Annotated in this window: 2 protein-coding genes and 1 pseudogene; all 3 read right to left on the bottom strand. The window is 73.0% G+C overall.

What is annotated here, in order from left to right; translation table 11 throughout:
- Positions 1-6 precede the first annotated feature (6 nt).
- Positions 7-9432: pseudogene (locus HED23_RS35680) on the bottom strand (type I polyketide synthase); the annotation flags it as partial.
- Between the two features lie 157 nt (positions 9433-9589).
- Positions 9590-14500: a type I polyketide synthase gene (locus HED23_RS14610; RefSeq protein WP_420803078.1), complete on the bottom strand. Its 4911-nt coding sequence runs from the start codon at positions 14498-14500 to the stop codon at positions 9590-9592.
- A gap of 86 nt (positions 14501-14586) precedes the next feature.
- A complete protein-coding gene (locus tag HED23_RS14605; RefSeq protein WP_420803077.1) occupies positions 14587-25461 on the bottom strand; it encodes an SDR family NAD(P)-dependent oxidoreductase in 10875 nt (3624 codons plus the stop codon).
- Positions 25462-25466 lie beyond the last annotated feature (5 nt).

The raw sequence follows: 25466 nt of genomic DNA, 5'->3' as shown, positions 1-25466 counted from the left end.
GTCGCATCAGGCTTCCTTGGTTCGTGTCGCCATGCGGACGAGGGCGGTGACGTCCATGGCGTTGATCTCGTCCACCCGGTCGTCGGGCTCAGGCACTCGCCGCTCCTGGGGGGTCTCGGCGGCGTCCGGACGCAGCAGCGCGTCCAGGAGGCCCGACTCGCGGATCCGGGCCACCGGGATGGTGGCGAGGAGCGCACGCACCTGTGCGTCGTCCGTCTCGCCGGACGCTTCCGCGTCCGGCGGCAGCAGTTCGCGCAACAGCCGGTCGCGGAGGCCGGTGGGTGAGGGTTCGTCGAAGACCAGGGTGGTCTCCAGGCGCAGCCCGGTGGCGGTGTTCAGGCGGTTGCGCAGTTCGACCGCCATCACCGAGTCGAACCCCATCTCCCGGAAGGCCCGTTGGGCATCGACGGCGTCGGCGGTGGGATGCCCCAGCACCGCGGCGGCTTCCGCGCGTACGAGGTCGAGGAGCATCCGCTTGCGCTCGGCGTCCGAGGCGCCGGCCAGCCGGTCGGCGAGAGCGGTGGCCTCGGTCCCGGACCGGTCGTGGTCGTCCTCGGGCGGCTGGAGTGCGGCGGCGGCTTCGGGGATGTCCCCGATCAACGGCCGGGGCCCGGCCATCGTGAACGCGGGGGCGAACCGGGTCCAGTCGATGTCGGCGACCGTCAGGCAGGTCTCCTGCCGTTCCACCGCCTGGACCAGGGCCCGCACGGCCGGCCCGGGGTCCATGGGACGCAGTCCGAGGCGGGTCAGTGTGGATTCGGCGGAGGTGTCCACCATGCCTCCGCCGGCCCAGCCGCCCCAGGCGACCGATGTGGCCGCGAGCCCGCGTGCTCGGCGGCGTTCCGCGAGGGCGTCGAGGTGGCAGTTGCTCACGGCGTAGGCGCCCTGCGCCGATCCGCCCCAGACACCGGCGCCGGAGGCGAACAGCACGAAGGCGTCCAGCGAGTCGGCTCCGAAGAGTTCGTCGAGGTGGGTCGCGCCCGCCGCCTTCGCGGACATGACCCGGGCGAACTCGGCGGGGTCGCTCTCCTCCAGGCCGGACACCAGGGTCTCCCCCGCGGCGTGCACCACTGCGCGTACGGGTGCCCCTTCGTCCTGTGCCAGCTCCTTCACCAGGGTGGCCAGGGCGTCGCGGTCGGCGACGTCACAGGCCGCAAGCGTCACGCGGGCTCCCAGGGCGGTGAGTTCGTCCCTCAGCGCGAGGGCGCCGGGCGTGGCTTCGCCCCTGCGCCCGGTCAGCACGAGGTGTTCGGCGCCCTGGCCCGCGAGCCAGCGTGCCACGTGGGACCCCAGCGCTCCCATGCCTCCTGTGATCAGAGCCGTACCGCGCGGCTTCCAGGGCGTCGGCGCGGACGGCCCGGGGCCTGCGGGCGAGCGTCCGAGGCGGCGGGCGAATACGCCCTGGGGGCGGACGGCGAGCTGGTCCTCGTCACCGGCCCCGGCCAGGAGTCGGCACGCCTGGGCGACGGACCGTTCGTCCGGCTGCGCGGGCAGGTCGATGAGGGCGCCCCAGCGTTCGGGGTGCTCGAGGCCGATCACACGCCCCAGTCCCCAGATCTGGGCCTGGGCGGGGCCGGTGAGCGGTCCGGAGCCGTCGAAGGAGACCGCTCCCCGGGTGAGGCACCACAGGGGTGCCACGAGGTCCAGATCGGTCATCGCCTGGATCAGTGAGGTGGTGGCCGCGACGCCGGCCGGTACGACGGGGTGGAACGGGTCGGGCCGGTCGTCCTCGGCCAGGAAGGAGACGACGCCTTCGACCGGCCCGTCGGGCACGGCCTCCCCGAGCCGCTGGAGCGCCATGGCCCGTCCGGTGTCGTCGGACTCGAACAGCACCTGGACCGTGCGGGCCCCGTTGCGCGCCAGCTCCCGCTCGACGGCCTGGGCCGCCTCGCTCGCCACCCCGGGCGGGCTGACGACGAGCCAGGTCCCCGAGGGCGCCGGGACCGTGGCCGGAGTGACCGGTTTCCAGCTGATCCTGTAGCGCCAGCTGTCCAGGACGGACTGTTCGCGGCGTTCGCGTCGCCAGGACGTCAGGGAGGGCAGGACGCTCTCCCACGAGCGCCGGGTGTCGTCGTCACCGGCTCCCAGCATCCCGGCCAGGACTTCCGGGTCCTCGCTCTCCACCGCGGTCCAGAACGCGTCGTCCACGGGGTCCCGGTGGCCGGCCGGGACGGGGGGCACTGCGGGCTTCGGCCAGTACCGGCTGCGCTGGAAGGCGTACGTGGGCAGCCCGACGTGGCCCGTGCGGTTGCCGAGCACGGCCCGCCAGTCGGGGGACGCACCGGCGACATGGGCTTCGGCCAGGGACATCAGGAAGCGGTGGGCCCCGCCCTCGTCACGGCGCAGGGTCCCCAGCGCGGTCGCCTGGGTGTCCACGGCGTCGAACGTCTCCTGGAGCCCGAGTCCCAGCACCGGGTGGGGGCCCACCTCGAGGAAGACGCGGTGGCCGTCGGCGAGTGCCGCGCGGGTGGCGGCCTCGAACTCCACGGTGGAGCGCAGGTTCCGGAACCAGTACCCGGCGTCCAGCGCCGCTGTGTCGATCGTCGTGCCCGTCAGGGTCGAGTAGAACGGCACGGTCGACGAGCGGGGGGTGATTCCGCCGAGCAGCCGGCCGAGTTCCCCGCGGATGGCCTCGACCTGGGCGGAGTGCGAGGCGTAGTCGACCGCGATGCGCCTGCCGCGTACGCCGTCGGCCTCGCAGGCGCTCAGCAGCTCGTCCAGCGCCTCGGGTTCCCCCGCGACGACGGCGGACGAGGGGCCGTTGACGGCTGCCACCGACAGCCGGTCGCCCCATGCGGTGAGACGCTCGCGCAGCAGCTGGGCGGACTCCCCGACCGATGCCATGCCGCCCTTGCCCGACAGGGCGAGCAACGCCCGGCTCCGCAGGGCGACCACGCGCGCGGCGTCCTCGACGGACAGGGCGCCGGCCACGGTCGCGGCGGCGATCTCGCCCTGCGAGTGGCCGAGCACCGCGGCCGGACGGACTCCGCAGGCACGCCACAGCTCGGCCAGCGACACCATGACCGCCCACAGCACGGGCTGCACCACGTCGACCCGGTCGAGGCCGGGCGCGTCGGGGGCCTCCCGTACGACGTCCTCGAGCGACCAGTCGGTATGGGGGGCCAGGGCCTGCGCGCACTCGGCGAGGCGCGCGGCGAACACGGCGGAGGTGTCCAGGAGTTCCTTCGCCATACCGGGCCACTGCGCGCCCTGTCCGGGGAAGACGAGCACGGGCCCGGTTTCGCGGGCCGCGCTGCCCCGTACGATTCCGGCCCCCGAGCCGTCGGCGGCCAGCACGCGCAGGGCTTCCTCGAACTCTGCGGGCCCCCGGGCGACGAGAGCCGCGCGGTGCTCGAAGCGGGATCGGGTCGTCGCCAGGGCGTGGGCGAGGGCTGCGGGATCCGCGGTGCCGGCTGCGGCCAGCAGTCGCGATGCCTGGTCCCTCAGGGCTTCGCGCGTCCTGCCGGAGAGCACCCACACGGTGGTGGCGCCGGTGTCGAGCGGGACGTCCGGCTCGGAATCGGCCTGGGCGGGGGCGGTGGGGGGCGCCTGCTCGATGATGGTGTGCGCGTTCGTGCCGCTCACGCCGAACGAGGACACGCCCGCGCGGCGCGGCCGGTCCGTCTCCGGCCAGTCGACCGGTCCGGTCAGGAGCGCCACGTCGCCCGCCGACCAGTCGACGTGGGACGAGGGCTCGTCCACGTGCAGGGTCGGGGGCAGTACGCCGTGCCGCATCGCCATCACCATCTTGATCACACCGGCCACACCTGCGGCGGCCTGCGTATGACCGATGTTCGACTTCACCGAGCCCAGCCACAGCGGCCGGCCTGCCGGGCGGTCCTGCCCGTACGCGGCGAGCAGCGCCTGCGCCTCGATCGGGTCACCCAGCGTCGTGCCGGTGCCGTGCGCCTCCACGGCGTCCACCTGGGACGCGGTCAGGCCGGCTCCTGCCAGCGCCTGCCTGATGACCCGTTGCTGCGAGGGGCCGTTGGGCGCCGTCAGACCGTTGCTCGCACCGTCCTGGTTCACCGCCGAGCCCCGCACGACCGCGAGGACCTCACGACCGTGGCGGCGGGCGTCCGAGAGCCGTTCGACCAGGAGGACGCCGACGCCCTCGCCCCAGCCCGTACCGTCCGCGGACTCGGCGAAGGCCTTGCACCTGCCGTCGGACGACAGCCCCCGCTGCCGGCTGAACTCGATGAACGCCGAGGGCGTCGACATCACTGTCACGCCGCCGGCCAGGGCCAGGGTGCACTCACCCGCGCGCAGGGCCTGGACTGCCAGGTGCAGCGCGACCAGTGACGACGAGCACGCCGTGTCGACGGTCACCGCGGGCCCTTCCAGTCCCAGCGCGTACGAGACGCGTCCGGAGACCACGCTCGCCGCGTTTCCGGTGGCCACGAAGCCTTCGGCGCTCTCGGCCGAGCCCATCAGAAGGCCGGTGTAGTCCTGGCTGTTGGTCCCCGCGAAGACACCGACCCTTTCCCCGCGAACCGATTCGGGGTCGATACCGGCCCGCTCGAAGGCTTCCCACGACGTCTCGAGGAGGAGACGCTGCTGCGGGTCCATGGCCAGTGCTTCGCGCGGCGCGATACCGAAGAAGCCCGCGTCGAATTCGGCCACTCCGTCGAGGAACCCGCCCTCACGCACGTACGAGGTGCCCTGCTGGTCGGGGTCCGCGCTGTAGAGCCGTTCGATGTCCCAGCCGCGGTCGTCGGGCAGCGGGGAGACCGCGTCGGTCCCCGACTCCAGGAGGTCCCAGAACTCCTCCGGGGAGCGGACCCCGCCGGGGAAGCGGCAGCTCATGCCGACGATGACGATCGGGTCGTCGTCGAGCGCGGCGACGGGGCCGTCCTGGGCAGGCCCGGTCCCGGATCCGGCGAGTTCGTCACGCAGGTGCCGGGAGAGGGTGAGCGGGGTCGGGTAGTCGAAGACGAGTGTCGCGGGCAGGGCGAGTCCGGTGCTCGCGCCGAGCAGGTTGCGGAGCTCCACGGCGGTCAGCGAGTCGAAGCCCAGCTCACGGAAGGCACGCCCGGGCTGAACCCCGTCCGCCGAGGCGTGGCCGAGTACCGCGGCGGCCTGGCCACAGATCATGGCGAGCAGGATGCGCTCGGACTCCTGCGGGGACGTGCCCGCCAGCTGCTCGTGCAGGGCGTTCTCGGCCGCGGTCTCCGGCGCGGGGGCGCCGGACGCCGCCGGCAGCCGCTGGACGTCGGGGATCTCGCCGATGAACGCGGACCTGCCGGGCGGCAGGGCGGGCGCGAAGCGCTCCCAGTCCAGATCGGCGACGACCGTGTGCGGTGCACCGCCTTCGACAGCCTGGCGCAGGGCCCGCATCGCGAGTTCCGGCGGCAGCGGGGGCATTCCGCCCCGGCGTACGCGCTCGGCCACCAGCGGGTCGGCGGCCATGCCGGCGCCGTCCCAGGCGCCCCAGCCGATGGACGTGGCGGGGAGCGCCTGGGCCCGGCGGACGGCTGCGATCGCGTCGAGGAAGGCGTTTCCGGCTGCGTACGCGGCCTGTCCGGCGTTGCCGAACGTCGCGGCCAGCGAGGAGAAGAGGACGAACGCCGACAGGTCGAGGTGGCGTGTCAGTTCGTGCAGGTGCAGGACGGCGTCGGTCTTGGGCCGCAGGACCCGCTCGACCCGCTCGGGCGTCAGCGAGCCGAGCATGCCGTCGTCCAGCACGCCGGCGGTGTGGACGACCGCGGTCAGCGGGTGCTCGGCGGGTACCGAGCCGAGGAGGGCGGCCAGAGCCTCCCGGTCGGTGACGTCACAGGCGGCCACGGTGACCCGCGCTCCGAGCCGGGTCAGCTCGGCCTCCAGCTCCCGGGCCCCGGGGGCGTCGGGGCCGCTGCGGCTCGTGAGCAGCAGGTGGGCGGCCCCGTTGCGGGCCAGCCAGCGGGCGGCGACGGCACCCAGCGCTCCGGTGCCTCCGGTCACCAGGACTGTGCCGGCGGGCTGCCACGGTGTGCGGGTCTCCGGCGGCCGGGGGGCGGACCTGACGAGGCGGCGTACGTGGACACCGGAGGACCGGATCGCCAGTTGGTCCTCGTTCTTCCCGGGGTCTGCGAGCACTCCGCAGAGGCGGCGGGCGGCGCGGGTGTCGAATGTGCCGGGCAGGTCGATCAGGCCGCCCCGGAGGCCGGGTTCCTCGACGGCGACGACCTGGCCGAGTCCCCAGACCATGGCCTGTTCGGGGGCGGTCAGCCGGTCGGAGGCGTCCACGGCCACCGCTCCGCGAGTGGCCAGCCAGAGCGGTGCGCGCAGCCGGGCGTCGGCCAGGGCCTGAACCAGGGCGAGGGTGTCCCGCAGCCCTTGGGTCCCCTCCCCCGACAGGGCGGTGAGGGCCAGGACGCCGGTGACACCGCCGCCGTCCAGGGTGTCCCGCAGCTGGGCGCTGTCGTGGGAATCCGGTACGCGGACGACCCGGACTCCGTGGGCGCTCAGTGCGTCCGCGATGTCGTGGGTGGCGTCCTCGGGGCCGACGACGAGCCAGGTACCGGACGGTACGCCGGGCTGGGGTTCAGGTGCCTGGCGCCACTGCACCTCGTACCGCCAGGAATCCAGGACGGACTGGTCACGCCTGCCACGCCGCCAGTCGGCGAGTGCCGGGAGCACGGCGCTGAGCGGCTGGTCCCCGTCGATGGCCAGTGTGCCGGTGACGGCGTCCAGGTCCTGGCTCTCGACCGCGGACCAGAATCCCGCCTCCGCCGGGTCCTCGCCCCCTCGCGCGTCGGCTGCCGCTGTCCATACGAGCGACTCGGGCCAGTACCGGGTGCGCTGGAACGCGTAGGTGGGCAGGGCCACCGCTCCGGCTCCGGCTCCGGCTCCGGCTCCGGCTCCGGCTCCGGGGAACAGTGCCGTCCGGTCGCAGTCGACGCCACGCACGTACAGCCGGGCCAGCGCCGTCATCGCCGCGCCGGTCTCGGGCCGCCCTGCGCGCAGGACCGGGAATGCGTCCGCGCCCTCGTCGTCCAGGCAGTCGGCGGCCATCGCGCTGAGCACGCCGTCGGGGCCGAGTTCGACGTACGTCTTCACGCCCTCGCCGGCCAGTGTGCGCACGCAGTCCTCGAACCGGACGGCCTGGCGGACGTGGGAGACCCAGTAGTCGGCCGAGCACGCCTCCTCGGCCGTCAGGATGCGTCCGGTCACGTTCGAGACGACCGGGACGGCGGGAGGGGTGAAGGTGAGGGTCCTCAGGACCCGGCCGAACTCGTCGAGCATCGCGTCCATGTGCGGGGAATGGAAGGCGTGGCTGACCTTCAGCCGCTTGGTCCTGCGGTTCCGGCCCTCGAAGTGGGCTGCCACGGCCAGCACCTCGTCCTCGTCACCGGACACGACGACGGAACGCGGGCCGTTCACAGCGGCGACCGAGATCCGGTCCGTCCGGCCGGCCAGCACCTGGACCACTTCGTCCTCGCGGGCTTCGACGGCCACCATCGCACCGCCTTCGGGCAGCGCCTGCATCAGCCGGCCCCGTGCCGCGACGAACGTGCAGGCCTCCTCCAGGGAGAGGGCTCCCGCGACGTGCACGGCGGCCACCTCGCCGATGGAGTGCCCCGCGAGGAGGCCGGGGCGGATGCCCCAGTGGGCGAGCAGGCGGAACAGAGCCACCTCGATCGCGAACAGAGCGGCCTGCGTGTACGCCGTACGGTGCAGGAGGGCCGCTCGCTCACTGCCCTCCTCGGCGAACAGCACGCTGAGCAGGGGGTACTGGAGATGGCGGTCCAGGTGGGTGCACACCTCGTCCAGCGCGTCACGGAAAACCGGGTGACGGGCGGCGAGCTCCCGCCCCGTCCCCAGCCGCTGGCTGCCCTGGCCGCTGAACAGGAAGGCGATCCGGCCTTCGGTCACCGTGCCGCGCACCGGTCCGGCCGTGCCGTCCGCCAGGGCCTCCAGCTGGACGAGGGCGTCGTCGCGGTCCTCCGCGACGACCACCGCGCGGTCCTCGAAGGCGGTGCGCGTGGTCGCCAGCGCATGGGCCACGTCCGCCAGGTCGTAGTCGGGCCGGGTGGCCAGCAGGGCACGGAGCCGGGCAGCCTGCGCGGCCAGCGCCGCCCCGCCTCGCGCGGAGACGGGCAGGGCGAAGGGTCCGCCCGGCGCCTCGGCGCCCGCCGGCGCGTCGCCCTGTGCGTCGGCCGGTGCGTCGGCCGGTGCGTCGGCCTGCTCGATGATGACGTGGGCGTTGGTGCCGCTGATACCGAACGAGGAGACGCCGGCGCGCCTGAGCTGACCCGTGTCGGGCCACGGCACCGAGTCGGTGAGCAGCCGCACCTCGCCCATGGTCCAGTCCACCTGCGGAGTGGGAGCGTCGACGTGCAGCGTCGCCGGAATCGCGTCCCGTTGCATGGCCATGACCATCTTGATCACACCGGCCACGCCCGCGGCGGCCTGCGTATGACCGATGTTCGACTTGACCGAGCCCAGCCACAGCGGCCGGCCTGCCGGGCGGTCCTGCCCGTACGCGGCGAGCAGCGCCTGCGCCTCGATCGGGTCACCCAGCGTCGTGCCGGTGCCGTGCGCCTCCACCACGTCGACCTGGGACGGTGTCAACGAGGCGTCGGCCAGGGCCTGTTCGATGACGCGCTGCTGGGACGGACCGTTCGGCGCGGTCAGCCCGTTGCTCGCACCGTCCTGGTTCACCGCTGAGCCACGCAGCACGGCGAGCACCCGGTGCCCGTTCCGACGGGCGTCGGAGAGCCTCTCCACGAGCAGGACCCCGACCCCCTCGGCGAATCCCGTGCCGTCCGCCGCGGCGGCGAACGCCTTGCAGCGGCCGTCCCTGGCCAGCCCGCCCTGGGCGCTGAAGCTGCTGAACATGCCGGGGGTCGCCATGACCGTGACCCCGCCCGCGAGCGCCAGTGTGCACTCGCCCCGGCGCAGCGCCTGCGCCGCCAGGTGCAGGGCCACCAGGGAGGACGAGCACGCGGTGTCGACGGTGACGGCGGGCCCTTCGAGGCCCAGTGTGTAGGAGACCCGTCCGGACACCACGGCAGCGGCGCTTCCCGTGCCCGTGAATCCCTCCAGGCCTGTCGCGCCCATAAGGAGGTAGGGGTAGTCCTGGCCGTTGGTCCCGGCGAAGACCCCGGTGCGGGTGCCCCTGAGCGTCTCCGGGTCGATTCCGGCCCGCTCGACAGCTTCCCATGATGTCTCCAGGAGCAGCCGCTGCTGCGGGTCGGTGGCCAGCGCCTCCCGTGGACTGATGCCGAAGAAGGCCGCGTCGAACTCCCCCGCGTCGTGGACGAACCCGCCCTCACCGGCGTACCCGGTCCCCTCGGTCCCGGGCTGGAACACGGAGTCCGTGTTCCAGCCGCGGTCCGACGGGAAGCGGGTCATGCCGTCGGCGCCGGAGGCGACCAGGTCCCACAGCTCCTCCGGGGAGCGCACGCCGCCCGGATAGCGGCAGCTCATGCCGATGATGGCGATCGGCTCGGTGTCGCGCTCCTCCATCTCGCGGATCCGGTCGTGCGCCGCTTCGAGATCGGTGCTGACCCGCTTGAGGAAGTACCGGAGCTTCTCTTCGTTCGCCATCGGGCGACCCCTCTGTCAGGAACTGTGTGGTGCGATGTGCGTGGCGCCGGACGGCTTGTCAGGAGATGCCGAACTTCTTCCCCAGCAGCTCGAACATCTCGTCGTCGGATGCTGCTTCGATCTGCTCGCCGACCGGTGCGGCCGGTGTCTCCTGCAGCTGGGCGAGCAGCGCCTGCATGCGCCGCACCACCCTGGCCCGTCCTTCGTCGTGGGGCGCGACCGTGACCAGTGCGGCTTCCATCCGGTCGAGCTCCTCGATGACCGACGCGGCCACGGTCTCTCCGTCGGGTACGAGCTGCTCCCGCAGGAACGTGGCCAGTCTCACCGGGGTCGGGTAGTCGAACGCGAGTGTCACCGGCAGCCGCAGCCCGGTCTTGGCCCCGATCCGGTTGCGCAGTTCCACGGCGGTGACGGAGTCGAACCCGACCTCCCTAAAGGCACGCTTGACGCTGACGGCCTCCGGCCCGGGGAATCCGAGCACGGCGGCGACCTGCTCCCGTACGGCTTCCAGCAGTACGGCGTCCCGATCGGCGTCGTCGAGCCCGGCCAGGCGCTGTGCCAGGGCCGACGGCTCCTCGGCGCCGCCGGCCGATCCGTGGCCGTCCTGCGCGATCCGGCCCACCTCGGGCACGTCGGCGAGCAGTGGGCTGGGCCGGGTCGCGGTGAACGCGACGAAGAAGCGTTCCCAGTCGATGTCGGCGATCAGGACACAGGTGGCGTCGTGCTCCACCGCCTGCCGCATCGCGCCGGTCGCGGCTTCCGGGTCCATCTCGCGCAGACCGTGCCGGTTCAGTACGTCTCCGAACGCGCCTTCCGCCATTCCGCCGCCGCCCCAGGCGCCCCAGGCTATGGAGGTGGCCACCAGGCCGTGGGCTCTGCGCTGTTGGGCCAGAGCGTCCAGGAAGGCGTTCCCCGGTGCGTAGTTGCCCTGTCCCGGCGTGCCGACGATGCCGCCGAACGAGGAGAACAGGACGAACGCCGAGAGCGTGGTGCCCCGCGTCAGCTCGTCCAGATTCTGCGCGGCCCGCGCCTTGGCGTGCAGGGCGCGGCCCAGCTGGTCAGGGGTGAGCGTGTCGAGCAGTCCGTCGTCCAGTGCGGCGGCGGTGTGCACGACGGAGGTCAGCGGGTACTCGGCCGGTACCGCGGCGAGCACCTCCGCGAGTGCTTCGCGGTCGCCGGCGTCGCAGGCCGCGACGGTGACCCGGGCGCCGAGGGCGGTCAGTTCGTCGCGGAGTGCGGCTGCGTCCGGGGCGTCGGGGCCTCGGCGGCTGATCAGCAGCAGGTGCTCGGCGCCGTCGTCGGCCAGCCGGCGGGCGACCTGGCCGCCGAGGGCTCCGGTCCCGCCGGTGATGAGCGTGGTACCCGTGAGCTCCCAGGTCCGGGACCCGGCGGCCGCGCCGAGGCGGGCCCGGTTCAGTCGTCGTACGAATGTTCCCGAGGGCCGGATCGCCAACTGGTCCTCGTCCCCGGCGCCGCCGAGCGCGCCGCTGAGCATCGCTCCCGTACGCGCGTCCAGTGTCGGGGGCAGGTCGATGAGACCGCCCCACCGGTCGGGGTGTTCCAGCGCGGCGACCCGGCCCATGCCCCAGGCCATCGCCTGCTCCGGACCGTCCAGCGCGTCGGCGGGGCCCACCTGGACCGCACCTCGCGTGGCGCACCACAGCGGCGCCGCCACCCCGGCCTCGCCCAGCGCCTGGAGCAGCGCGACGGTGGCGGCATAGCCTCGCGGCACGTCGGGGAAGCCGGCGTGCGGCGCGTCGTCCAGGGTGAGCAGCGACAGGACGCCCTCGATGCCGGAGGGCAGGTCGTGGTCGGCGAACAGGTCGCGGTGCAGTTCACCCGCGTCGACGGTGACGGAGTGGGTGCCGGCGCCGTGGGCGGCCAGGGCCTCCAGGCATCCGAGTACGAGCTCGTCCTTGTCGTGGCTCTCGGGGACGATCACCAGCCATTGCCCGGAGAGACGGCTCGCGGAGGCTTCGGGCATCGGGCGCCAGGCCACTTCGTAGCGCCAGTCGTCGACCGTTGAGAGCTCGCGGCTGCGTCGGCGCCAGGAGGAGAGCGCGGGCAGCATCGCGCCGAGGGCGGAGCGTGCTTCCTCGCCTCCTTCGAGGGCGAGGCTGTCGGTCAGGAATCCGATGTCCTGCTTTTCGATGGCCTCCCAGAACTGCGCGTCGGCCACGGAGAGTTCACCGGCGGAGCCGGCGGGTGCGTCCATGACCGGGCGCAGGTCGTCGATCCAGTAGCGCTGCCGCTGGAAGGGGTAGGTGGGGAGGTCCAGGTGGGCGGACACATGTCCGGCGAACAGGGCGTCCCAGTCGAGGGCGACCCCGTGCACGTGCGCCTGGGCGAGGGAGGTGGTGAAGCGGCGGGCTTCGTCCTCGTCACGGCGCAGCGTCCCGAGCGCCACCGCGTCGCTGTCGGCGGCCTCGAAGGTCTCCTCCAGGCCGACGGCCAGCACAGGGTGCGGGCTGACCTCGACGAACACACTGTGCCCTGCATCCAGCAGAACCCGGGTCGTGTCCTCCAGGAGAACCGTCCGGCGCAGATTGGTGTACCAGTACTCGGCATCCATACCCGCCGTGTCCAGAAGTTCCCCGGTCACCGTGGAGTACAACGGCACCTGCGAGGAACGCGGGGACAGATCCGCCAGCACCTCCAGCAGCCGGCCATGGATACGCTCCACATGCGCACTGTGCGACGCGTAGTCCACATCGATGCGCTTGGCCCGCACACCGTCGGCCTTGCACTCCAGCAACAGCTCCTCAAGCGCGTCACCGTCACCGGAGACCACCACCGAGGACGGGCCGTTCACCGCCGCGACAGAGAGCCGCCCCTCCCAACGGGCAAGCCGCTCGCCCACCTGACCGGCCGGCTCCGCGACAGACATCATGCCGCCCAGGCCCGACAGCTCCAGGATCGCCCGGCTCCGCAACGCCACGACCCGCGCACCGTCCTCCAGAGACAGCCCACCAGCCACACACGCCGCAGCGATCTCACCCTGCGAATGACCCATCACCGCCGCAGGCACCACACCAGCCGCCCGCCACACCTCCGCCAGCGACACCATCACCGCCCACAACACCGGCTGCACCACATCAACCCGGTCCAACCCAGGCGCACCCGGCTCCCCACGCAACACACCCAGCAACGACCAGTCGGTGAACGGCTCCAACGCCGCACCACACTCCGCCAACCGCGCCGCGAACACATCCGAGGACTCCAGCAGACCCGCAGCCATACCCACCCACTGCGAACCCTGACCAGGGAACACGAACACCGGACGGGCGGTCCTGGTTGCGACCGCCTGGGTCACGTCCGCCGACTCGCGCCCTTCGGCGAGGGCCGTGAGGGCGGCCGTGTACGCGCCGGAGGTGTCGGCCAGGAGGGCGGCACGGTGGCTGAACCTCGTGCGGCGGACGGCGAGCGTGTGGCCGACGTCGGTCATGGAGGTGTCCGGGTTGCGCGCCAGGTGGGCCTGGAGCTGCCGGGCCTGTTCCCGTAGGGCGTTCTCGGTTCGGGCGGAGAGGACCAGCGGCGGCTTGGCGCCGTCCAGCGGCGCCCGGAGCGCCGGGGTGCTGTCCTCCCGCTCCCCCTCCTCGGCGGGAGCGGGCCGCTCGTCCGCGGGGGGCGCCTGCTCGATCACGGCGTGGGCGTTGGTGCCGCTGACGCCGAAGGACGACACCCCTCCGCGGCGCGGCTGCCCGGTCTCCGGCCAGGGTGCGGGTTCGGTGACCAGGGCCATGCCCCCGTCGACCCAGTCGATGAGCGTGGTGGGGTTCTCCACGTGGAGGGTGGGCGGCAGCACTCCGCGCTGCACCGCCATCACCATCTTGATCAGTCCGGCGGCACCGGCGGCGGCCTGGGTGTGGCCGATGTTCGACTTGACCGAGCCGAGCCACACCGGGCGGCCGTCGGGACGGTCCTTCCCGTATGTGGCGGCGAGTGCCTGGACCTCGATGGGGTCGCCCAGGGTCGTGCCCGTCCCGTGCGCCTCGACCAGGTCGACCTGGGCGGGTGAGAGCCGCGCGTCGGCGAGTGCCTGGCGGATGACGCGCTGCTGTGCGGGTCCGTTGGGCGCGGTCAGACCGTTGCTCGCGCCGTCCTGGTTGATGGCGGAGCCGCGTACGACTGCCAGGACGGGATGGCCGTTGCGCCGGGCGTCGGAGAGCCGTTCCACCAGGAACATGCCGATGCCCTCACCCCAGCCGGTGCCGTCCGCGTCGGCGGAGAACGCCTTGCAGCGTCCGCTGGTCGACAGCCCGCGCTGACGGCTGAACTCGGTGAAGGCGCCGGGGCTGGACATCAGGGTGACGCCGCCCACGAGGGCCATCGAGCACTCGTCCCTGCGCAGGGACTGGCAGGCCATGTGCAGGGCCACCAGCGAGGACGAGCACGCGGTGTCGATGGTGACGGCGGGTCCGTTGAAACCGAAGGTGTAGGCGACGCGGCCGGAGGCGACGCTGCTGGTGTTGCCGACGCCGAGGTAGATCTCGGTCCCCTCGGGCGGGACGAACACCGTGCTGCCGTAGCCCTGGTAGGACGTACCGACGAAGACACCGGTCCGGGTGCCGCGCAGGGATGCCATGTCGATGCCGGCCCGTTCCACGGCCTCCCACGACGCCTCGAGGACCAGACGCTGCTGCGGGTCCATCGCGAGTGCCTCGCGCGGACTGATGCCGAAGAACTCCGGGTCGAAGTCCGGTATGTCGTAGACGAATCCACCCTCGAGCGTATAGCTGCGGGCCGGCTCGTCGGGGTCGCGGAAGAACAGTCCCTCGAAGTCCCAGCCTCGGTCCTCGGGGAACGGGGACAGGGCGTCGACCTGCGACATCATGATCTGCCACAGGTCCTCGGGGGCGCGTACACCGCCCGGGAAGCGACAGCTCATCGCGGTGATCGCGATGGGGTCGTTGTCCTTCTCCTCGGCAGCGCGCAGCTTGCCCCTGGTCTCCTGGAGGTCGGCGGTCACCCGCCGCAGGAAATAGCGCAGCTTGTCGTCGTCGGTCATGGCCTTGGTTTCCCCTCGGAGCGATTCGTCCGGTTGCGGTCGGCTGGTCACGAGATACCGAACTCCTTGCCGAGGAAGTCGAAGATTTCTTCGTCGCTGGCGGTGTCGAGGTCCTGCGGCGGTACGGCCGGTTCGGACGCCACCCGGATGTCGCCCCAGTTGGCGAGCATGGCGTTGAGCCGCAGGGTGACCCTGGTACGCCGGTCGTCGTCGGTGCCGACGGAGCTGAGCAGGGCTTCCAGCCGGTCGATCCCGGCGAGCACGGGAGCGTCCGCCGCACCGGTGTCGGGGACGACCTCGGTGCGGAGGTGCGCCGCCAGTTCCGTCGGTGTCGGGTAGTCGAAGACCAGCGTCGCCGGCAGCCGCAGCCCGGTGGCGGCGTTGAGCCGGTTACGCAGGTCCACGGCGATGAGCGAGTCGAATCCGAGCTTCTTGAACGCCATGTCCGGTTCCACGGCGTCGGCGGAGGCGTGTCCGAGGACGGCGGCCGCGTGGGTGCGCACCAGGTCCAGGACCACGTGGTCGCGGTCCTCCTCGGACAGCCCGGCCAGGCGCTGTGCCAGCCCCACTCCCCCGGTGCCCGTGCCGTCCGTGTCAGCCGCGCGTGGCGCCGCCGCGCGGACGAGCTTGCGCATCAGGGGCGGCAGCGCGCCGGCGGCCGCCTGCGCGCGGAGCGCCGCGAAGTCCAGCCGGACCGGCAGCAGCAGAGCGTCTTCGGACGCCGTGGCGAGGTCGAAGAGGGCGAGTCCTTCCTCGGAGGAGAGCCCGGCGACACCGCCTCCGCTCATCCGGCGTACCTCCGCGTCGCTGAGGTGCCCGGTCATGCCGCTCGCCTGGGCCCAGAAACCCCAGGCCAGGGTGGTGGCGGGAAGGCCGGAGGCCCTGCGGTGGTGGGCGAGGGCGTCCTGGTAGGCGTTGGCCGCCGCGTAGTTGCCCTGCCCTGAGCTGCCGAGGGTGCCGGCGGCCGAGGAGAACATCACGAACGCCGACAGATCGCTGTCCCGGGTGAGGTCGTGGAGGTTCACCGCTGCGTCGACCTTGGGCCGCAGCACCGCGTCCATCCGGGCGCCTGTGAGGGAGGTGATGACCCCGTCGTCCAGGACACCCGCCGCGTGTACGACGGCGGTGAGCGGATGGGCGGCGTCGATGGTCCCGAGCGCCAGGGCCAGTTGGTCCCGGTCCGCCGCGTCGCAGGCCACGGCGCGCGCTTCGGCGCCGGCGTCCCGCAGCGCGGCCAGCAGGCCGGCGGTGCCTTCGGCCGCGTCGCCCTGCCGGCTCAGCAGGAGCAGGTGGCGCACACCGTGGCGGGTGACCAGGTGGCGGGCGAGCAGACTGCCCAGGGTGCCTGTACCACCGGTGACGAGGACAGTCCCTCCGCCGTAGAACGCTGCACCGGTGTCGCTGCCGGCTTCCGCTGCCACGCGTGCCAGGCGGGGCATCAGCACGGAGCCGTCCCGCAGGGCGAGTTGCGTCTCCGGCAGGGCCAGGGCCCCGGGCAGTGCGTGCCAGGAGGCCTCGCTGTCGTCGGAGTCGACCAGGACGAAGCGGTCGGGGTGCTCCGACTGCGCCGAGCGGACGAGCCCCCAGACCGGTGCCGTGGCGAGGCCGCCGATGCTCTCGCCCGTGGTGACAGCCACCGCGTTCGAGGTGTGGAGCACCAGCCTGGTGCCGGCGAGGCGTTCGTCGGCCAGCCAGCCCTGGAGCAGGGCCAGTGCGTCGCGGGCCGCGGTGTGCGCACCGGCTGCCGCGTCATGGGCCTCGGGAGCCCCGAGGCAGGCGATCACGGTGTCGGGCAGGGGCCTGCCGGCTTCGACGGCCGCGAGGAGCGCGTCGAGGTCCGCGTGCCCGTCGGCGTGGACGCCGGCTGCGGACAGCGGCGCGGGGTCCGCGCCCAGGACGGCCCAGGGGCCGGCGGGTGCGGGGCCGGCGGGTGCGACGGTCCCGGGCTCCCAGGAGAGCCGGAAGAGGGAGTCGTTCCCCTCCTGCGTGGCGGTCCTCAGCTGCTGGGGATCGACCGGCCGCATGTCGAGGGCGTCGACCGAGGCTACGGGCGCCCCGGTGCCGTCGGCCAGTTGGAACGCGATGCCGTTCGCACCGCTCGGGGAGAGCCGCGCCCGCAGGACGGACGCCCCGGTCGCGTACACGCTCACACCGCGCCAGGCGAACGGGAGCCGGGGCTTGCCGGCGTCCTCCCCGCGTCCCTGGCCGGGACCGAACGAACCGAGTCCCATCGCCTGCAGCGCGGCGTCGAACAGGGCGGGGTGGAGGGCGAATCCGGTGGCTTCGGCGCGACCGTCCTCGGGGAGCGCCACCTCCGCGTAGATGTCCTCACCGGACTGCCATGCGGAACGCAACCCCTGGAACATCGGCCCGTATCCGAAGCCGAGCGCGGCGGCCTGTTCGTACACACCCTCGAGTTCGAGTTGTGTGGCCCCGGCGGGGGGCCAGGCGGTGAAGTCGAACGGCGCGCCGGATGCGGCGCGGGTCGCGAGCACACCGGTGGCGTGCCGTCGCCAGGGCGTCTCGGTGAGGCCGCCTGCCTCGGCCGGCAGGTCCGCCGGGCGGGAGTGGACGGTGAGCGGCCGGCGGCCGGTCGCGTCCGGGGCGCCGACGACCAACTGCACCTGCATGGCACCGCGTTCCTGCAGGACGAGCGGTGCCTCCAGGGTGAGTTCCTCCACGAGGTCGCAGCCGACCTGCTGTGCTGCGCGCAGTGCCATCTCCACGAATCCGGTGCCCGGGAGCAGGATCGTCTCCATGACGACGTGGTCGCCGATCCAGTGCTGGGTACGTGGGGAGAGCCGGCCGGTGAACAGATAGCCGTCGGCGTCGGCCAGGGCGACCCCGGCGGCGAGCATCGGGTGATCGGCTGCGCCGAGGCCGATGGAGGCGGGGTCGCCGGACGTGCTGTTCCGGATCGGCAGCCAGTAACGCCGGTTCTGGAAGGCATACGTGGGCAGCTCGGCCCGGCGCACGTCGCGCCCCGCGAAGAGCGCGGTCCAGTCGAGGGGGACCCCGTGCACGTGGGCGGTGGCGAGCGAGGACAGGAACCGGTCGGGACCGCCCTCGTCGCGGCGCAGCGAGCCGAGAACGGCGCCGTCGACGGCGGCGGCGTCCAGGGTCTCCTGGAGTCCGACGGCCAGGACGGGGTGCGGGCTGATCTCGACGAACACCCGGTGGCCCGCGCCGAGCAGGACCTGTGTGGTCTCCTCCAGGCGGACCGTCCGGCGGAGATTCGTGTACCAGTACTCGGCGTCCATGCCCGCGGTGTCCAGGAGTTCGCCCGTGACCGTCGAGTACAGGGGCACCTGCGAGGAGCGCGGAGCCACGTCGGACAGCAGGGCGAGCAGGCGGTCGTGGATGCGCTCCACGTGCGCACTGTGCGACGCGTAGTCGACGTCGATGCGCTTCGCGCGGACCCCCTCGGCCGTGCAGGCTGCGAGTAGCTCGTCAAGAGCGTCGGCGTCGCCGGAGACGACCACGGAGGACGGTCCGTTGACGGCCGCGACGGACAGGCGCCCCTCCCAAGGGGTGAGCCGCGCCCGTACCTTCTCCGAAGGCTCCGGTACGGAGGCCATTCCGCCCAGGCCGGACAGTTCCAGGATCGCCTTGCTCCGCAGCGCCACCACGCGGGCGGCGTCGTCCAGTGTCAGCGCGCCGGCGACGCAGGCCGCGGCGATCTCGCCCTGCGAGTGGCCGACGACGGCGGCCGGCTCGACGCCGGCGGCACGCCACACCTCGGCGAGCGAGACCATGACAGCCCACAGGGCGGGCTGCACCACGTCGACGCGGTCCAGTCCGGGGGCGTCCGGCGCTCCGCGCAGCACGTCGAGCAGGGACCAGTCGGTGTGGCCGGACAGGGCGGTGGCGCACTCGCGGATCCGCTCGGCGAACACCGGGCTGCTGTCCAGGAGTCCGCGTGCCATCCCCGCCCATTGCGCACCCTGGCCGGGGAACGCGAAGACGACCTTGGGCTCCTCCCCGGGGGCGACCGCCTGGACGAGGCCGGGAGCTCCGGTGCCCTCCGCGAGGGCGGCGAGGGCGTGCAGGAGGTCGTCCCGGCCGGCAGCGACGACGGCCGCCCGGTGTCCGAAGCGGGTGCGGGACGTGGCCAGGGAGCAGCCGACGTCGGCCAGGACCGCGTCGTCGTGCGTCAGCAGGTGGCGGTGCAGGCGCCCGGCCTGGTCGCGCAGGGCCTCGGCCGAGGTTCCAGAAAGAACGAAGGGGAGGGCTGTCGCTCCGAGGAACGGTTCCTCGCCCGCCTCGGGGGCGGCCTCCGGCTGTTCGGGGGCCTGTTCGAGGACGACGTGGGCGTTGGTGCCGCTGATACCGAAGGACGAGACGGCGGAGCGGCGCGGCCTGCCGGTCTCGGGCCACGGCACGGCCTTCTGCAGCAGGGACACCGCTCCCGCGGACCAGTCCACATGGGAGGTGGGCTCGTCCAGGTGGAGGCTCCGCGGCACCGTTCCCCGCTGCATCGCCAGGACCATCTTGATGATCCCGGAGACGCCTGCGGCAGCCTGCGAGTGACCGATGTTGGACTTGATGGAGCCCAGCAGCACGGGCTGGGGCCGGTCCGTGCCGTAGGTGGCGAGGACGGCCTGTGCCTCGATGGGGTCGCCCAGCGGCGTTCCGGTGCCGTGCGCCTCCACGACGTCGACGTCCTGGGTGGTGAGTCCCGCGTTGGCCAGGGCCTGTCGGATGACTCGCTGCTGCGAGGGGCCGTTGGGCGCGGTCAGTCCGTTGCTGGCACCGTCCTGATTGATCGCCGACCCCCGGACCACGGCCAGGACCGGGTGTCCGTTGGCCTGGGCGTCGGACAGTCGCTCGACGAGCAGGACGCCGACGCCCTCGCTCCAGCCGGTGCCGTCCGCGGATTCGGAGAAGGCGCGGCAGCGGCCGTCGGAGGCGAGGCCGCCCTGTCCGCTGAGCCCGGCGAACCCGGCGGGGGTGGCCATGACCATGACGCCGCCCGCGAGTGCCATCGAGCACTCGCCGTTCCGCAGTGCCTGGGCTGCCAGGTGCAGGGCGACCAAGGACGACGAGCAGGCGGTGTCGACCGTGAGGGCGGGCCCCTCCAGGCCGAGCGTGTAGGACACCCTGCCGGAGATGACGCTCGCGGTGGTCCCGGTCAGGATGTAGCCGGCGTTGTTGTCCTCGGCCTGTTGCAGCAGACCGGTGTAGTCCTGGCCGCTGGAGCCGACGAAGACGCCGGTGCGGGTGCCTCGCAGGCCGGCCGGGTCGATGCCCGCCGCTTCGACGGCTTCCCACGAGGACTCCAGGAGCAGCCGCTGCTGCGGGTCCATGGCGACGGCCTCGCGCGGCGATATGCCGAAGAAGGCCGGGTCGAAGTCACCCGGATCGGTGAGGAATCCGCCGGTGAGCCCTTCGATCTCCCAGCCCCGTGACTCCGGGACCTCCGTGATCGCGTCGCGGCCCTCGTCCACGAGCCTCCACAGCTCCTCGGGCGTCTCCACGCCTCCGGGGAGCCGGCAGCTCATACCGATGATGGCGATGGGCTCACCGCTGTCCGCGGCGTCGGCCCGCGGTGTGTCACCGCTGCCGGCGGATACGGAACCGGCGACCAGTTCGTTGACGTGATCGGCGAGTGCGGCAGGTGTCGGATAGTCGAAGACGAGGGTCGAGGGCAGCCGCAGCCCGGTGACCAGGTTCATCCGGTTGCGCATCTCGATCGCGGTGAGGGAGTCGAAGCCCAGGTCGTTGAAGGCCCGCTGGGCTCCGATCTCGTCGTGCTCCGAGTAGCCCAGGACGGCGCCCGCCTGGGTACGGACCAGATCGAGTACGGCGGCCGCGCGGCCGGCCTCGTCGAGCGGGGCGAGCAACTGCGCGAGGGCCTCTTCGGCGGAGCCGGCGCCGGGCCCGCTGTTCGCTGCCGGGCGCGCCGGGAGGCGCACCAGGCCGCGCAGCATGGGGGGAACCGCTTCGACGGAGCCTGCTCCGCGCGCCCCGGACACATCCAGGGGGGCCGGAACGAGCAGGGCGTCGTCCAGGTCGCGGGTGGCGTCGAACAGGGCCAGCCCCTGCGCGGACTCCATGGATCCGACACCGGAACGGCCGATACGGCTGAGCTGGGTGTCGTCGAGGTTCGCGGCCATTCCGCTGCGGTCGGCCCACAGTCCCCAGGCGAGCGAGGTGGCCGGCAGGCCGCGTGCGCGGCGGTGCTGGGCGAGGGAGTCGAGGAAGACGTTGGCCGCGGCGTAGTTGCCCTGTCCCGCGCCGCCGAGTGTGGCGGCGACCGAGGAGAACATGACGAAGGCGCTGAGGTCCAGGTCCTGGGTGAGCTCGTGGAGCGTCACCGCCGCGTCCACCTTGGGGCGGAGTACGGCAGTGACACGCTGAGGTGTCAGGGCGGGGAGCACCCCGTCGTCGGTGACACCTGCGGCGTGCACGACGGCGGTGAGCGGGTGATCGGCGGGAACCGTGGCCAGCAGGGCGGCGAGCTGTGCGCGCTCCGCCACGTCACAGGCAGCGACGGTGACGGTGGCGCCCAGCCCGGCCAGTTCGGCCTCCAGCTCTGCGGCGCCCTCCGCCGACGGCCCGCGCCTGCTGACGAGGAGCAGATGGCGGATGCCGTGGGCGGTCACCAGGTGACGGGCGAACAACTTGCCGAGCGTGCCGGTGGCACCCGTCATCAGCACGGTGCCCGAGGGGTCGGCGAAGGCGGTGCCCGCCGTGCCGGCGGTCTGCGTCCCGACCCGGGCGAGCCGGGGCACCCGTACCTGGCCGGCCCGGACGGCGAACTGCGGTTCGGCGTCGGCCAGCGCCTGGGGAAGCGCGCGGTGAGAGGAGGGCAGTCCATCGATGTCGGCCAGTACGAACCTGCCCGGGTTCTCCGACTGTGCCGAGCGCACGAGGCCCCAGACGGTCGCCTGCGCGACGTCCTCGACCTCGTCCTCGGCGGTGGCGGCCACGGCACCGCGGGTGATGAGGACGACGCGGGTGTACGCGAACCGCTCGTCCTCGAGCAGGATCTGGGCGAGCGCCAGCACGCGTGCGACCGCGCCGTGCGCCGCCTCGACCGTGTCGGTGCCCGGTTCGGTCACACACGGGATGAGGAGGGTGTCCGGGGCGGCGAGGCCGTCGTCGACCGCTGCTCCGAGGTCGTACAGGTCGGCGAACCGGCCGCCGGACGGGAGTCCGAAGTCGCTGTCGCCCAGGACGATCCAGCCGCTGGTGTCCGGGGCGGTGCCGCCGCCCTGGGCGACCGGCCAGTCGACCCTGAAGAGCGAGTCGTGGTGGGGGCTGCGGGAGGTGCTGAGCTGCTCGGCGGAGACCGGGCGCAGCACGGTCGCACCGACGGAGGCGACGGGCGCCCCGGATTCGTCGGCGAGCGCGACGGACACGGTGTCGGTGCCGGTGGGCGAGAGCCGCACCCGGAGCGCGGAGGCGCCGGCGGCGTACAGGGATACGCCTGTCCAGGAGAACGGCAGCCGTTCCTGGCCCGGTCCGCCTTCGTCGCCGTTGCCCAGCATGGCCCGTGAGTGCATCGCGGCGTCGAACAGGGCAGGGTGCAGTCCGAACCGCCGGGCCTCGGCGGCGGGTTCCTCGGGGAGGCGCACTTCGGCGAAGACGTCGTCGCCGCGCCGCCAGACGCGTTGCAGACCCTGGAAGGCGGGCCCGTAACCGTAGTTGGCGGCCTCGAGCTGGGCGTAGAAGTCGTCCATGGGTACTTGTACGGCGTCATGGGGCGGCCAGTCGGCGAACGCGGACCAGTCGGGTGCTGCGGCCTGGCCGGGGGCGAGCAGTCCACCTGCGTTGCGGGTCCAGGTCTCGTCGCCTTCCTGGCCGTCCGGGCGGGAGTACACGTACAGCGGGCGGTGCCCGGTGTCGTCGGGTGCCCCGACCGTCATCTGGACGGCAGTGCCGCCCTCTTCGGGAAGGATGAGCGGCGCTTCGAGGTTGAGCTCGACGAGATGTCCGCAGCCGACCTGGTCGCCGGCGTGGACCGCCAGTTCCACGAATGCGGTGCCGGGCAGCAGGGCCGTGCCCAGGACGGTGTGGTCGGCCAGCCAGGGGTGGGTCCCCGACGACAGCCTGCCGGTGAACAGCACGCCGTCGCCGTCGGCCAGGGTGACCGCCGCGCTGAGCAGCGGGTGTTCGGCCGCGCGCAGGCCCATGGCCGTGGCGTCACCGGCCCAGGCTGCGGACAGCTTCGGCCAGAAGCGCTTGCGCTGGAAGGAGTAGGTGGGCAGCGCGGTGTTCCTGGCGCCCGTTCCTTCGTAGAAGGATCGCCAGTCCGGTCCGCTGCCGTGGACGTGCAGTTCGGCGAGGGCGGTGATCAGCGACCGGGCCTCCGGCCGGTCGGCGCGCAGGGCCGGCAGGAAGACGGGCTCGTCGGTTCCTGCGGGAGCCCCGGTCAGGGCTTCCTGGCCCATGGCGCTCAGTACGCCGCCGGGGCCCATCTCGAGGAAGGTGGTGACGCCGTGGTCGAGGAGCGTGCGGATTCCGTCGTGGAAGCGGACGGCTTCGCGGACGTGGCGTACCCAGTAGCCGGGATCGGTGATCTCCTTGGCGCTGATGAGGGCGCCGGTCACGTTGGAGACGATCGGCAGTTCGGGGGCGCGGAACCGGACCGTCTCGGCGAAGGCCCGGAAGTCGTCCAGCATCGCTTCCATGTGCGCGGAGTGGAAGGCGTGGCTGACCCGGAGACGCTTGGTCTTGCGCGCCTGTCCCTCGAAGTGGGCGGCGATCTCCAGTACGCCGTCCTCGTCACCGGAGACGACCACCGCGCGGGGTCCGTTGAGTGCGGCGATGGAGACACCCGGACGCAGCAGGGGCCGGACTTCGTCCTCGGTGGCCTGGAGCGAGACCATCGCCCCGCCTCCGGGGAGAGCCTGCATCAGCCGTCCGCGGGCGGCCACCAGGGCGGCCGCGTCCTCCAGGGACAGCGCCCCCGCCGCGTGGGCGGCCGACAGCTCGCCGATGGAGTGGCCGAGCAGGTAGTCGGGCCGGATGCCCCAGGAGGTGACGAGGCGGAACAGCGCGGTCTCCACGGCGAACAGGCCGGCCTGTGTGTAGACCGTCCGGTCGATCAGTCCCGCGGTGGCCCCGTCGGCGTCGTCGGCGGCGAGGACGATGTCCTTGACCGGCCGGTCGAGGTGCCGGTCCAGCTCGGCACAGACGGCATCGAACGCCTTGGCGAACACCGGGAACGCCTCGTACAGTCCACGGCCCATGCCTGGCCGCTGCGAACCCTGCCCGGAGAAGAGGAGACCGAGCCGGCCGTCCTCCGTGGCGACACCGCTCGCCTGTCCCTGGGCCGGTGCGCCGGAGACGAGCGCGCGCAGGCCGTTCAGCAGGCCTTCGCGGGTATCGCCGACGACGACGGCCCGGTGGTCGAGGGCCGCGCGGCCGGTGGCGAGCGAGAAGGCCAGGTCCAGTGAGGTCGCGTCGGAGCTCTCCGCGTGCGACAGCACCTGGGCGGCCTGGCCCAGCAGTGCCTCCTGGGTCTTCCCGGACACGGTCCAGACGAGTGCGGGCAGCGCGTCGCCCTGCTCTGCCCGCGCGGTCGGCTCGGGGCTCGGCGCCTCTTCGATGACCGTGTGCGCGTTCGTCCCGCTCATGCCGAACGAGGAGATGCCGAATCGCTTGGGCCGGCCGGTCTGCGGCCAGTCCGTCCGCTCGGTCAGCAGCTGGACGGCACCGGCGGTCCAGTCGACGTGCGGGGTGGGCTCGTCGATGTGCAGCGTCTTGGGCAGCGTGCCGTGGCGCATCGCCTCGACCATTTTGATGATGCCGGCGACACCGGCGGCGGCCTGGGTGTGACCGAGGTTGGACTTGACCGAACCGAGCAGGACCGGGTGGTCGCTCTGCCGGTTCCGGCCGTAGGTGGCGAGCAGTGCCTGCGCCTCGATCGGGTCGCCGAGCGTCGTGCCCGTGCCGTGGGCCTCGATCGCGTCGACCTGGTCGGCGGTGAGTCCGGCGTTCGCCAGCGCTTCCTGGATGACGCGCTGCTGGGAGGGGCCGTTGGGGGCGGTGAGGCCGTTGCTCGCACCGTCCTGGTTCACGGCGGAACCGCGGACGACGGCCAGCACCTCGTGCCCGTTGCGCCGGGCGTCCGACAGCCTCTCCAGGAGCAGCAGGCCGGCGCCCTCGGCCCAGCCGGTGCCGTCGGCGGCCTTGGCGAAGGCCTTGCAGCGGCCGTCGGTCGACAGCCCGCGCTGCCGGCTGAACTCGATGAAGGCACCAGGGGTCGACATGACCGTCACGCCGCCGGCCAGCGCCAGCGAGCACTCGCCCTGACGCAGTGCGTGCGCGGCCAGGTGCAGGGCGACGAGCGACGACGAGCACGCCGTGTCCACGGTGACGGCCGGGCCTTCGAGACCGAAGGCGTACGACACCCGTCCCGAGATCACGCTGGCCGCCGTGCCCGTCAGGCCGTACCCCTCGACGCTCTCCGGGGAGAACTGCAGCAGGGAGGCGTAGTCCTGGCCGCTGGAGCCGGCGAACACGCCGACCCGTGCGCCGGACAGCGACATCGGGTCGATGCCTGCCCGTTCGAACGCCTCCCACGCCGTCTCGAGGAGCAGCCGCTGCTGCGGGTCCATGGACAGGGCCTCGCGGGGGCTGATTCCGAACAGGCCGGAGTCGAATTCAGCTACGCCGTCGACGAAACCGCCCGACCGGACGTAGGACGTGCCGGACTGCTCGGGGTCGGCATCGTAGATGCGCCCGGTGTCCCAGCCTCGGTCGTCCGGGAACGGTGACATCGCGTCCGCACCGGCGGCCACCAGGCTCCACAGGTCCTCGGGGCTCGCGATCCCTCCGGGGAACCGGCAGCTCATCGCGACGATCGCGATGGGCTCCTGCTCCCCGGCCTCCACCTCACGAAGGCGCTCCCGGGTCTGGTGGAGGTCGGCCGTCACCCGCTTCAGGTACTCGAGGAGCTTGTCGTCAGCCACCATTA

The organism is Streptomyces pratensis (genome assembly GCF_016804005.1).
Taxonomy (GTDB): domain Bacteria; phylum Actinomycetota; class Actinomycetes; order Streptomycetales; family Streptomycetaceae; genus Streptomyces; species Streptomyces pratensis_A.
Note: the sequence above shows the minus strand (reverse complement) of the source record. Positions and strands in the feature narration are given on the sequence as shown.